This window comes from Shimia sp. R9_1, from assembly GCF_017743775.1.
Lineage (GTDB): Bacteria > Pseudomonadota > Alphaproteobacteria > Rhodobacterales > Rhodobacteraceae > Shimia.
Genome location: NZ_JAGHRN010000004.1, coordinates 386,576 through 398,792 on the forward strand (window position 1 = coordinate 386,576; position 12,217 = coordinate 398,792).

General features: G+C 59.3%; 12 protein-coding genes. 7 read left to right on the plus strand and 5 right to left on the minus strand.

What is annotated here, in order from left to right; all coding sequences use genetic code 11:
- The first annotated feature begins 66 nt into the window (after positions 1-66).
- The 4 genes from J7399_RS15200 (at position 67) to J7399_RS21110 (ending at position 5,453) form a co-directional block, all read left to right on the plus strand.
- Positions 67-783 (plus strand): response regulator transcription factor CtrA, encoded by a 717-nt coding sequence (locus J7399_RS15200; protein WP_209063203.1) that lies wholly within the window; start codon positions 67-69, stop codon positions 781-783.
- A 106-nt stretch (positions 784-889) separates the two neighbouring features.
- Positions 890-3,136, plus strand: coding sequence for an NAD-dependent DNA ligase LigA (gene ligA / locus J7399_RS15205; protein WP_247742923.1), 2,247 nt, complete (start codon positions 890-892; stop codon positions 3,134-3,136).
- A complete protein-coding gene (recG, locus tag J7399_RS15210; protein ID WP_209087263.1) occupies positions 3,133-5,223 on the plus strand; it encodes an ATP-dependent DNA helicase RecG in 2,091 nt (696 codons plus the stop codon). The genes ligA and recG overlap by 4 nt, the downstream gene beginning before the upstream one ends.
- A 107-nt stretch (positions 5,224-5,330) precedes the next feature.
- The gene (locus J7399_RS21110) at positions 5,331-5,453 is read left to right on the plus strand and encodes a hypothetical protein (RefSeq protein ID WP_271308124.1); all 123 of its coding nucleotides are present in this window, start codon (positions 5,331-5,333) and stop codon (positions 5,451-5,453) included.
- 405 nt (positions 5,454-5,858) lie between these two features.
- Here the strand turns inward: J7399_RS21110 and J7399_RS15215 are convergent, their stop codons facing one another.
- Positions 5,859-6,311, minus strand: coding sequence for an iron-sulfur cluster assembly scaffold protein (locus J7399_RS15215; RefSeq protein ID WP_209087265.1), 453 nt, complete (start codon positions 6,309-6,311; stop codon positions 5,859-5,861).
- A 67-nt stretch (positions 6,312-6,378) separates the two neighbouring features.
- On the opposite strand from J7399_RS15215, the gene hisI reads away from it, so the two are divergent.
- Positions 6,379-6,741 (plus strand): phosphoribosyl-AMP cyclohydrolase, encoded by a 363-nt coding sequence (gene hisI / locus J7399_RS15220; RefSeq protein ID WP_209087267.1) that lies wholly within the window; start codon positions 6,379-6,381, stop codon positions 6,739-6,741.
- A gap of 32 nt (positions 6,742-6,773) precedes the next feature.
- Here hisI and gluQRS read toward each other — a convergent pair whose 3' ends face one another.
- Genes gluQRS through J7399_RS15235 form a run of 3 tightly spaced genes read right to left on the minus strand, consistent with a single transcriptional unit; the run spans position 6,774 to position 9,873 of the window.
- On the minus strand, positions 6,774-7,634 hold the full coding sequence (gene gluQRS, locus J7399_RS15225; protein WP_209087269.1) for a tRNA glutamyl-Q(34) synthetase GluQRS: 861 nt from the start codon (positions 7,632-7,634) through the stop codon (positions 6,774-6,776).
- Between the two features lie 46 nt (positions 7,635-7,680).
- Positions 7,681-9,036, minus strand: a complete 1,356-nt coding sequence (gene trmFO / locus J7399_RS15230; RefSeq protein ID WP_209087271.1) for a methylenetetrahydrofolate--tRNA-(uracil(54)-C(5))-methyltransferase (FADH(2)-oxidizing) TrmFO — start codon at positions 9,034-9,036, stop codon at positions 7,681-7,683.
- A 51-nt stretch (positions 9,037-9,087) separates the two neighbouring features.
- Positions 9,088-9,873, minus strand: a complete 786-nt coding sequence (locus tag J7399_RS15235) for an enoyl-CoA hydratase (RefSeq protein WP_209087273.1) — start codon at positions 9,871-9,873, stop codon at positions 9,088-9,090.
- A 56-nt stretch (positions 9,874-9,929) separates the two neighbouring features.
- Between J7399_RS15235 and J7399_RS15240 the strand changes: the two genes are divergently transcribed.
- Complete coding sequence (locus J7399_RS15240; RefSeq protein ID WP_209087275.1) at positions 9,930-10,364, plus strand: PaaI family thioesterase; 435 nt, start codon at positions 9,930-9,932, stop codon at positions 10,362-10,364.
- Between the two features lie 52 nt (positions 10,365-10,416).
- Here the strand turns inward: J7399_RS15240 and J7399_RS15245 are convergent, their stop codons facing one another.
- On the minus strand, positions 10,417-10,647 hold the full coding sequence (locus tag J7399_RS15245) for a DUF1127 domain-containing protein (protein ID WP_247742909.1): 231 nt from the start codon (positions 10,645-10,647) through the stop codon (positions 10,417-10,419).
- Between the two features lie 89 nt (positions 10,648-10,736).
- Between J7399_RS15245 and J7399_RS15250 the strand changes: the two genes are divergently transcribed.
- On the plus strand, positions 10,737-12,128 hold the full coding sequence (locus tag J7399_RS15250; RefSeq protein WP_209087277.1) for a PLP-dependent aminotransferase family protein: 1,392 nt from the start codon (positions 10,737-10,739) through the stop codon (positions 12,126-12,128).
- Positions 12,129-12,217: the final 89 nt, after the last annotated feature.

The following is a 12,217-nucleotide window of genomic DNA, read 5'->3' on the forward strand; positions in this document are numbered from 1 at the left end:
TCGTTAACCTTTAACCATTAAGGTTAATGTTAACGCATAAACCCTCCCAGTTGTAAGGAAGTCCAAATGAGAGTGCTGCTGGTCGAAGACGATCCCACCACATCTAAAAGCATCGAGATGATGCTGACCCACGCCAACCTGAATGTCTATGCCACAGATCTTGGCGAAGAGGGCATCGACCTGGCAAAGCTCTATGACTACGACCTGATCCTGCTGGATCTTGGCCTGCCAGACATGACGGGCCACGAAGTGCTGCGCCAGCTGCGCACATCGCGTATCGACACACCGATCCTGATTCTGTCTGGCGCAGATGACACCGAAAGCAAGCTGAAGGGCTTTGGCTACGGTGCAGATGACTACCTGACCAAACCGTTCCACCGCGAAGAGCTGGTGGCGCGCATTCACGCGATCATCCGCCGCTCTAAAGGCCACTCTCAGTCCGTCATCAAAACCGGCCGCATCTCTGTGAACCTGGACGCCAAAACCGTTGAAGTTGAAGGCAAAACTGTTCACCTGACCGGCAAAGAGTATCAGATGCTGGAGCTTCTGAGCCTGCGCAAAGGCACAACGCTGACTAAAGAGATGTTCCTGAACCATCTTTACGGCGGCATGGACGAGCCGGAGCTGAAAATCATCGACGTCTTCATCTGTAAGCTGCGCAAGAAACTCAGCGAAGCAACTGGCGGTGAGAACTATATCGAGACAGTCTGGGGCCGTGGCTATGTGCTGCGCGACCCTGAGCCGGTATCGGCAACCGACGATCCGGTGGCAATGCGCGCCTGATAAGCGCCGGGATCTACTGGACCTCGCCGCGTCTCAGCCCTATCACTTGGGAGGGTATGATAGGGAGACGCACGTGGCCAAAGAGATCGCCATTGCAGAATTGACTATGGAGCAGGCGCGCGAGGAACTCGGGCGCCTTTCCGCGTTGCTGGCTCAGGCGAATCGCGACTATCACGGCGCCGATGCGCCAAAGCTTTCGGATGCGGAATATGACCGGCTGAAGCGGCGCAATCAGGAGATTGAGGCGCGTTTCCCCGATCTCAAACGAGTAGACAGCCCCTCTGAGCAGGTGGGGGCGGCACCAGCCGAAGGTTTTGGCAAGATCACCCATGCGGTGCCGATGCTGAGCCTTGGCAATGCGTTTGAGGATCAGGATGTTCAGGATTTTGTCGACCGTATCGGCAAGTATCTGGGGCAGGGCACAGGATCGCTGGCGTTTACAGCAGAACCCAAGATCGACGGATTGAGCCTGTCGTTGCGCTATGAGCAGGGCAAGCTGGTCTATGCGGCGACCCGTGGCGATGGCGCGACGGGGGAGAATGTCACTGAGAATGCCAAGACCATTGCCGATATTCCCCATGAGATCGCAGGCGCGCCGGATGTGCTGGAGGTGCGCGGCGAAGTTTATATGAGCCATGCGGATTTCGCGGCCTTGAATGCGCGGATCACGGCAGAGAACGAGAAACGGGCAGAGGCCGGAAAGCGCGCGTTGACCGTGTTTGCCAACCCGCGCAACGCGGCGGCGGGCAGCTTGCGACAGCTGGATGCCAACGTCACCCGCGAGCGCCCCCTGAAGTTCTTTGCCTACGCCTGGGGAGAGCTGTCTGAGCCACTGGCAGAGACGCAGATGGAGGCCATCAAACGGCTTCAGTCCTTTGGGTTCGTGATCAATGATCTGACGGCACTCTGTGCAAATGCCGATGAGATGATCGCGCATTACCACAAGATCGAGGAAGGCCGCGCGGATCTTGGCTATGACATCGACGGCGTGGTTTACAAGGTCGACGAGCTGGCCCTGCAGGCGCGGCTGGGCTTTCGCTCAACCACTCCACGGTGGGCGGTGGCGCACAAGTTTCCGGCAGAGCTGGCCTGGACCTGGCTTGAGGCCATCGACATTCAGGTGGGCCGCACCGGGGCGCTGAGCCCGGTGGCGCGTCTTGCCCCGGTGACGGTGGGCGGCGTCGTGGTCTCCAACGCAACGCTGCACAATGAAGACTACATCGCTGGGCGGGACAGCAAAGGTGCTGAGATCCGCGGTGGCAAAGATATCCGCGAAGGCGACTGGGTCCAGGTTTACCGCGCGGGAGATGTGATCCCCAAAGTGGCGGATGTGGACCTGAGCAAGCGCAAGGAAAATGCCGAGCGCTACGCGTTCCCGGAAAGCTGTCCGGTGTGTGGCTCGCCTGCAGTGCGTGAAGAGGGCGACGCGGTGCGCTATTGCACTGGCGGGATGATCTGTGCTGCGCAAGCCATTGAAAAATTGCGTCATTTCGTGGCCCGCAAAGCCTTTGATATCGAAGGGCTGGGCGCAAAACAGATTGAGATGTTCTTTGACGATCCGGATCTGTCCATCCGCGAACCGGCTCAGATTTTCACGTTGGAACGCCGGGATGCTGGCAATCTCAACAAGTTGAAAAACCGCAAAGGTTGGGGCGACCAGAGTGCGGCCAATCTGTTTGCGGCCATCAACGATAAGCGCAAGATCGCTTTTGCGCGGGCGCTGTTCAGCCTTGGCATTCGCCATGTTGGCGAGAGCGCAGCCAAAGATTTGGCGTTGCATTTCATGAGCTGGGACAAGCTCGTGCATGCGGCAGAAGCGGCGCGACCAGCCGCGCTTGCCCATCGCGCGGCGGATCAGGCGGAAGAGGCCGAGCGGATCGCGGCACAGCGTGAAGGTCGTCGTGCGCGGGTCAAGGAAAGCCGGGATGCGACGATTTCTGAGTGCAAGGTGCCTGCGGGGGCGAAGGCGGTCTGGGCGGATCTGACCGGGATTGATGGCATTGGGGCCGCTGTGGGGCTTTCGCTCACGGATGCTTTCGCCAACGCCGAAGAACGCGCGGCCATTGACCGGTTGATGGATGAGCTGGACATCATTCCGCCTGAAGCGCCGTCTCAGGAAAGCCCGGTGGCTGGCAAGACTGTGGTGTTTACGGGCTCGCTTGAGAAGATGACACGGGCAGAAGCCAAGGCGCGTGCGGAAAGTCTTGGGGCGAAAGTGTCCGGCTCTGTTTCCAAGAAAACTGATCTGCTTGTGGCGGGGCCGGGGGCGGGCAGCAAAGCGGCCAAAGCGCAGGAGCTGGGGATTGAAACCATCGACGAAGATGGCTGGCTGGCGATGATCGAGGGCCTATGAGCGGACGGCCGGAAAGCCTGTTTCCGCTTTTTGCGGATCTGACAAAACTGGACGGTGTTGGGCCCAAAACGGCGCAGCATCTGGGGCAGATTGATGTCACCAAACCGCGGGATTTGCTGTTTCTGCTGCCCTATGCGGGGATTGACCGTGCGCAAAAGCTTTCGGTGAATGAGGCGGAGCTGCCCGGTGTTGTCACCGTGCAGGTGCTGGTGGGCGCGCATCGACCGCCGCGCAATCGGGGCGGGGCGTATCGCATCACGGTGCAGGACGCGATGACCTCGTTTCAGATCGTGTTCTTCCATGCGCGCACAGATTATTTGCAGAAAATCCTGCCGGAAGGCGCGCGGCGCGTCGTGTCCGGCAAGGTTGAGCTGTTTGATGGCGTGGCCCAGATGGTGCACCCGGAATATGTCGTCGCGCCCAATGAAGCCGAAGATATTCCCGCTTTTGAGCCTGTTTACCCGCTGACCCACGGGGTTTCGCAAAAGACGATGGTGAAGGCTGTGCGCTCTGCTTTGTCCAAGGCACCGGATTTTGCGGAGTGGATTGATCCCTCCCAAAAGGATCAGGCGAAGTGGCCCTCGTGGTCTGAGGCGATGGCGCTGGTGCATCATCCAGAGGCGATGGAGCAGGTGTCCCCCAACCATCCGGCGCGGGAACGGCTGGCCTATGATGAGTTTCTGGCGCATCAGATCACGCTGGCGCTGGCGCGGAGCCAGTTGCAGAAAGCCAAAGGTGTGATTTCGCAGCAAACCACCGTGTTGCAGGCAAAAGTACGCGCGGCGCTGCCCTACAAGCCCACAGGGGCGCAGGAGCGGGCCATCGAGGCAATTGCGCGCGATATGGCTGAGCCAAGCCGCATGAACCGCCTACTGCAGGGCGATGTCGGCGCGGGCAAAACGCTGGTGGCGTTTATGGCTTTGCTGATCGCTGTGGAGGCGGGCGGGCAGGGCGTGATGATGGCCCCGACCGAGATTTTGGCGCGCCAGCATATGGAGGGTTTACGGCCTCTGGCGGAAAGCGCGGGCGTGGTTTTGGAAATTCTCACCGGGCGCGACAAAGGCAAAGAGCGCAAAGCCAAGCTTGAGGCGCTGGCGCGGGGGGACATTCACATTCTGGTCGGCACCCATGCGGTTTTCCAGCAGGACGTTCATTTTGAAGATCTGCGGCTGGCCATTATTGACGAGCAACACCGCTTTGGTGTGCGCCAGCGGCTGGAGCTGGGCAAAAAGGGTGCCGGTGCCGATGTGTTGGTGATGACGGCCACGCCGATCCCGCGCAGTCTGGCGCTTGCGCAGTATGGCGACATGGATGTGTCGGTGCTGGATGAAAAGCCACCCGGACGTCAGCCAATCACCACCGCTTTGATCCCGACCACCCGCATGGATGAGGTTGTGGGGCATCTGCAGAAAGCGGTGGCGGAGGGCAAGCAGGCCTATTGGGTGTGCCCGCTGGTCGAGGAAAGCGAGCGGGTGGATTACACGGCGGCAGATGCGCGGTTCAAAGCGCTCAGGGCCGCGCTTGGCGAAGGTGTTGTCGGGCTTGTGCATGGCCAGATGCCCCCAGAGGAGAAAGACGCGGCGATGGCGGCGTTTCAGGCCGGGGAGACACAGGTTCTGGTGGCAACAACCGTGATTGAGGTCGGCGTGGATGTGCCCAACGCCACGATCATGGTGATCGAGCGTGCGGAAGCTTTTGGTCTGGCACAGCTCCATCAGCTGCGCGGGCGTGTGGGGCGGGGCTCGCAAGCCTCAACCTGTTTGTTGATGTATCAGGCTCCGCTGACCGAAGGTGGGGAGAAGCGTCTGAAAGTGCTGCGCGAGAGCGAAGACGGCTTTGTGATTGCTGAAACCGATCTGCAAATGCGCGGGGCTGGCGATCTGATTGGCACCGCGCAGTCCGGTCTGCCGCGCTTTCGGATTGCGGATGTCGAAAGTCAGGCGAGCCTGATGGCGGTGGCGCAAAGCGATGCACGCAAGCTTTTGCATGATGATCCAACCTTGGAAACGGAACGCGGGCAGGCGGCACGTGTTCTCCTGTGGCTGATGGAGCAAGATCAGGCGATCCGTTTGATTTCAGTGGGTTAGTCCCTAATATCTCTTAATGTTCGCTTTTGTTCTCAAAAAGTTCTTTACTCGAATCGCATTGCATGAGAACAAAGGGGCAACAAAACTTAGGGAGAAGGAGAGGCCCCATGATGCAGCAAATCAAATCGGTCGTGCGCAATTCAGGTGACACACTGTTGCAGGATGCTGTTGGCGGGGTGGCTCTGGTGATCATGCTGGTGCTTGCGCTGCATGTGCCCGGTTTTGTGTGACTTGATCGACTGAACTCTTTCTGTGCCACTGAGACGGTTTCTGTCTCACCTCATTGCCTGCGGCTTTCACGCTGACCATCTGCGCATCTGTCCCCACGTGATGCGTTCTGACTGACACTGCCTGTTCCTAGTCCTCTTGGGGGGCTGCCTCCCCCTTTGTAGATGGCTCAGGTCCCACGTGATAACGCTTGGCCTTACCGCCGCCTTCTCCCCGGAAGTGCGGCGGTTTTTTATGTTGTAGGGTAAAGCGTTTGGGTGGCAACGCGCGGAAGAGGCATACCGGCAATGCGGCTTTCTCTTGCCCGAAATATCCCGGGGGAGAGGCTGACGGCCGAGGGGGCTGGCCCCCTTTCATAGGGTGAACCGATCAAGCAGGCTTAGACCTGTCCGACCTGTGGTCGGGAATTAAGCGCAGTTGGCCTGTTCCGCGGCCTCAAAAGCTTCTGCTGTGGCCTCAAGGGCGAGCAGAATGGAGGCGTGGCGATTTTTATAGTCGCGCGCGGGGCGCAGAACTTCGAGCCCGTCAAAGGGCGCCGGAGGTGTTGGGCCGTCCTGTTTCAACATCTCTTTGAGTGAATCACGCGCAGCATCAATCTCTGCGCGGCTGCGGCCGATGACATTGGCACCGACGACCGAGGCTGCGGCCTGACCGAGCGCGCAGGCCCTCACATCCTGGCCAAATGCGCTGATCACACCGTCAGCGACCGACACATCAACCGTCACAGTGGAGCCACAAAGGGGCGAGCGCTTTTTGACGGTTGCGTCCGGTTCAGCAAGCCGGTCGGTGTGCGGCATGGATGCCGCCAATTGCAGGATCTGGCCAGAGTAAAGCTTGATCAGGTCGGTTTCGCCGGACATCACTGTTTCCTTTGCTGCGTCATTCCTAGATAGAGAGGAAAACACGGGATGCAAAGGGGACGAAGGTATGGAATTTGATCCAAAATCACTGACCTACAACGAGGCGGGGCTGATGCCGGCGATTGCGCAGGACAGCGAAAGCGGTGAAGTGTTGATGATGGCCTGGATGAACGCCGAGGCGGTGGCCAAGACGTTGGAAACCAAGCGGGTGACCTACTGGAGCCGCTCTCGCCAATCGTTCTGGATCAAAGGGGAGACCTCTGGCCATACGCAGGAGCTTGTTGATTTCCGTTATGACTGCGATCAGGACTGCATCCTTGTTCTGATCAAGCAGGTTGGGGCGGCGTGCCATACCAACCGTCGCACATGCTTTTATACCGCTGTGCGGGATGGGCAGACCGTTGAGCTGATGAAGCCGATGGATGAATGAGCTTCCAGCTCATGCCTCCGGCGGGAGTATTTTCAGTAGAATGAAGCCGGGGGCAGGCCAACCATGGCGCGGATGTCTGCGGGGGAGGCGCTATCTTCTCTGAACTTGGCGATGGCGCGGGCGTCGTCGCGTTTGGCCAGACGTTTGCCCGCTGCGTCGCGGATCAGATCGTGATGGTTATAGGTGGGCGTGGGCAGCTTGAACAGCGCCTGCAGGAGCACGTGGATTGCCGTGGCCTCAAAAAGGTCGGCTCCGCGGATCACGTGGGTGACATCGGTAGCCGCATCATCCAGCACCACCGAGAGGTGGTAGGAGGCGGCCATATTGCGGCGCGCCAGCACCACATCCCCCACGTGGCTGATCAGCCTTTGGGCGACGAGCTGATGCGTGCCGGTGTGCAGCGGACCTTGTTCTTCAAAAGCCACAGGGAGGGCCAAGGCGCAGGCCTTCTCCATATCAAGCCGTGTGCAGGTGGCATCTTGCGGGGCGTGATGGGCGTGGCGGCATGTACCGGGATAGATGCGTCCGTCCGGGCCGAACTCCGGCACACCTTCCTGTGGCGCGTTGGCGGCGGCTTCAATGTCGCGCCGCGTGCAGGTGCATTCATAGGTCAGACCCATGTCGCGCAATTGGCTCAGCGCCAGCTCGTAGTCGGAAAAGTGGTCTGATTGCTTGCGCACCGGGCCATCCCAGGTGATCCCAAGCCAGCGCAGATCCTCATAGATTTGCTCTTCCCACGCCGGGCGGGCGCGGGATTGGTCCAGATCATCAATACGCAGAAGAAACCGGCCACTTGCCGCGCGCGCGGCATCATGGGCGCGCAGCGCGGAATAGGCATGCCCGAGATGCAAAGGGCCGGTGGGGGAGGGCGCAAAGCGCGTGATGAATGTCACGATGGTCTGCCGCTTCTCAGTTTGCTCCACCCTAGGATGATGCGGTTTAGGCGTCTACCGTTGCCTGCGCATCGAGCCATGCCTGCCAGTCGGCTTTGGCGCGGTCGGTGTAGGCTTTGTAGCGGTCCTTGCGGCCGCGGCGGCCCCCTTTGAGGCCATCCACTGGCTGGAACAGGCCAAAGTTCACGTTCATCGGCTGGAAGGTTTTCGCCTCCGCGCCGCTGGTGATGTGATGGACCAGTGCGCCCATAGCGGTGTTCAGCGGCGCGGTTGGCAGAGGTGCGCCGAGGATTTCAGCGGCCGCAAGACGGCCTGCCAGCAGGCCCATGGCTGCGCTTTCCACATAGCCTTCAACGCCTGTTACCTGCCCGGCAAAGCGGATGTTGGGGCGGGATTTCAGGCGCATCTGATCGTCCAGAAGTGTCGGTGAGTTGATGAAGGTGTTGCGGTGAATGCCGCCAAGGCGTGCAAAGGAGGCGTTCTCCAGACCGGGGATCATTTTGAACACATCGGTCTGCGCGCCGTATTTCATCTTGGTCTGGAAGCCGACGATATTATAGAGCGTTCCCAGAGCGTTATCACGACGAAGTTGAACCACCGCATAGGGCTTATCATCCGGTTTGTGGATGTTGGTCAGGCCAACCGGCTTCATCGGCCCAAAGCGCAGGGTCTCGCGGCCACGTTCAGCCATCACTTCAATCGGCAGGCAGCCGTCAAAATAGCCAGCGGTTTCGCCTTCGTGGAATTCGGTTTTATCTGCCGCCAACAGCGCGTCGATGAAGGCCTCATATTGATCCTTCGTCATCGGGCAGTTGAGGTAGGCTTTGCGCTCTTCTTCGGTCTCGCCTTTGTCATAGCGTGACTGCAGCCAGGCCACATCCATGTCGATGCTCTCCGCATAGACAATCGGGGCGATGGCATCAAAGAAAGCCAGACGGTCCGCACCGGTTTCGGCCTGAATGGCCGCGCCAAGCGCTGTGGAGGTCAGCGGGCCGGTGGCGATGATCCAATGGCCATCGCTGGGCAGTTCGGTGATCTCGCCATACTCAACCGTGACATTGGGGTGCGCCATGAGCGCCTCTGTCACAGACTCGGCAAATGGATCACGGTCCACCGCCAGCGCGCCACCCGCGGGCAGGCGGTGCTGATCCGCCTTGGACATGATCAAGCCGCCCGCCGCACGCATCTCCCAATGCAGGAGACCCACGGCGTTTTGCTCATCATCGTCAGAGCGGAAGGAGTTGGAGCAGACCATCTCCGCCAGATGCCCGGTGCGATGGGCAAAGGTTTCCACCTTTGGTCGCATCTCGTGGATCACCACCTGAACGCCCATGTTCGCCGCTTGCCACGCAGCCTCGGAGCCGGCCATACCGCCGCCAATGATATGCAATGTCTGTGTCATGGGGGCGGACATAGGCGACGGCGCGCTCTTTGGGAAGGGGCAAGGGGCGCTCTATTGCTCCCATTTGGGTGTTTCTTTGTTGAGGAAAGCGGCGATCCCGGCCTCGGTTTCCCGCCAGAGCATATTTTGCACCATGACATCGCCGGTATAGTCGTAGGCCTCAGAGAGCGGCATTTGCAGCTGTTCATAGAAGGCTTGTTTGCCGATCTTCACGGCCACACCAAGTTTGGCGCCGACGGTTTGGGCAAGCTCTTCGGAGGCAGACGCCAATTGGTCTTGCGGCACAACGTGATTGACCAGCCCGAGGGTTTCGGCGCGTGTGGCATCGATGAACTGGCCGGTGGTGAGCATTTCAAAGGCCTGTTTGCGTGGGATATTGCGGCTGAGCGCCACCATGGGAGTGGAGCAGAAGAGGCCGATGTTAACGCCATTGACGCCAAAGCGTGTGCCCTCGGAAGCCACCGCCATATCGCAGCTTGCCACCAGCTGGCAGCCTGCGGCGGTGGCAATGCCATGGACTTGTGCAATGACCGGTTGGGGCAGGCGCTGGATGGTTTGCATCATGGTGGCGCAGCGGGTGAAGAGATCTTTGAAATAGGCTTTGCCACTATCCTCAGATTGCCGCCCAGCGGTCATTTGTTTGAGATCATGACCGGCGCAAAACGCCTTGCCGCTGCCTGAGAGGATCACGGCGCGAATGCTGCGGTCCTCGCTCAGGGCCTCAAATTCGGCCTGCAGGGCGGCCAGCATTTCGTCAGAGAGAGCATTCAGTCGATCCGGCGCATTCATCGTGAGATGTGCCACCGCTTCCGTGTCGCGACGTTCCAGAATTGTCATCTTGCCCTCCCTGACGTTTGCGGCAACGGTAACCCCAGAGGGCAGGGAGGAAAAGCATGCAAGCAGTGATGAGTGCAGAAGAAATGACCGATTGGTTGCAGTCGGTCTTTCCGCAGGTCAAAGATGATTTTGTGGTGGAGCATATTGATGGCACCAACACGGTGATGCGCCTGATGGTGGCGGAGCGGCATCTGCGCCCCGGTGGCACGGTTTCGGGGCCGTCGATGTTCGCGCTGGCCGATGTGGCGGCCTATGTGGCGACCATGGCTTGCATCGGAAAAGAGGCCCTGACGGTCACCACCAATTGTTCGCTGGATTTCATGCGCAAACCGGCGTCTGGCAAGGACCTGATTGCGAAGGCTACGCTTTTGAAGCTCGGGCGCAGCCTGTCAGTAACAAGCATTCTGATCTATTCCGAGGGGGAAGAGATGCCGGTGGCACGGGCCAATATGACCTATGCGATCCCGCCCAGAAAGGCGCAGGCGGAATAAAAAAAGGGCCGGGATGAACCCGGCCCAGGGGGGAAGAGGCAACTGACGGGAGTCAGATTTGCCACATCTTCTTTTCGACTTCCGCGCGGGCGTCGGCGAGCGAGACGCCGATATCTTTGAGCTGCGCTGTGTCGAGTTTGGAGAGGGCACGGCGGGTGCGTGCGCGCTGATCCCATGCGGTGACCACAGCTGCGAAAGACAGCGCGAGGCGTGCGGCAACAGGAAGTTGCGCATTGGCGGCGTGGCTGGTCAGGCTTTCGAGGTGTGTTGTGGTCATTGTCATGGTCGTCTCCAATATTGTATTGATACAATCCTCAAGTTTGTTACACTGCTTGTGTAGCTTTGGTGTGATACAATGGCGAGGAAAACATTGTGGCTGGTACAATTTGGCCGCCCGATTTTGAGAATTGTACCGATCCGAAGTATCTCGTTTTGGTACAATCGCTTCGCTGTGCGGTGCATGGCGGACAGCTGCCTGTGGGGGAAAAGCTGCCCACGGTGAGGGATCTGGCGTGGGATCTTGGGATCACACCGGGAACGGTCGCCCGCGCATATAAGCTCGCTGTGGAAGAGGGGTTGCTGGAAACCACTGTAGGACGCGGCACCTTTGTGGCCGAGGGGCGCAGTGCGCCTGTGGCAGGGCCGGATCCTTTGGTGACGGACAGTCAGAGCGGCGATATTGATCTGCGGGCTGTCCGTGTACCGGATGTCGGGCAGGACGGGGCCATTCGCGCAGCCATGGCGCAGACCCTGAAGGAGGGATCGCGCTATTTGCTATGCCCTGATTCAACAACGGATAAGGTCGCGCGCGAAGCGGTTGTGCAGTGGATCGGACAGGACATTGCCGGGCGCATTTCAGCGGATGATGTGGTTCTGACGCTTGGGGCGCAGAGTGCATCGATGATTGCCTTGCAATCTTGCCTGCATGGGGCGTCCCCTGTGGTGCTGACCGAAGAAATCACCTTTCCGGGGGTGCGCCATGCTTGCCGTCTGTTGCGTGCTGAGGTGATTGGCATTGGGCTGGATCAACATGGCATTCGCCCGGATCGGCTGGAAGAGGCACTGCGGCGGCATGGGGGGCAGGTTCTGATGACCTCTGCTCAAGCGCACAGCCCAACGGCCATTCACACGCCGCTGGAAAGACGTCAGGAGATCGCGGCATTGGCGCGTCGATACAATGTGCAGGTTGTTGAGGATGATTGTTACGCAATTTCCCCAACCGATGTGCCGTCTTACCGTGTTCTGTGCCCGGGTCGCACCTGGTATCTTGGTTCGCTGACCAAGGCAGTCTCCTCCGCTTTGCGCTTCGGCTTCCTTGTGCCACCGGAAGGGCGGGCGCAGCAGGCGCGGCATGTGGCGCAATCCAATTTTTATGGCGTGCCGCAGCCGATGTTGGACATCTGTGCCGAGCTGATCCTGAACGGGCAGGCGGATGGCATCAAGCGGCGTGTCTTGGCTGCGATTGATGAACGTGTCCGTGTGGCTGTGAATATCTTGGGCAGTTGGAACATTCGCTGGCGACCGGATGTGCCGTTCATCTGGCTGCGTTTGCCGCAGGGGTGGCGCGGGTCCACTTTTGTGCGGGCGTGTGATGCGCAAGGCATCCGGATCAAATCGGCGGATGAATACGCCTTGCCGGATGGACAGGCGCCAAATGCCGTTCGGATTGCCCTCGCACCGGAATTGCCGGTGAGCGAATTGCAGGCCGCATTGGAAACCGTCTCGCGTTTGTTGTCCAAACCGCCTCTTTTGAATGAAAATTGATGGGGTAAAATAATACCTATTTTGTAAGTTGTTGTTTTTGTGTTTTTATTTCGGATTTACATCGCTTGACGTGACGCATGGCTGCTTTA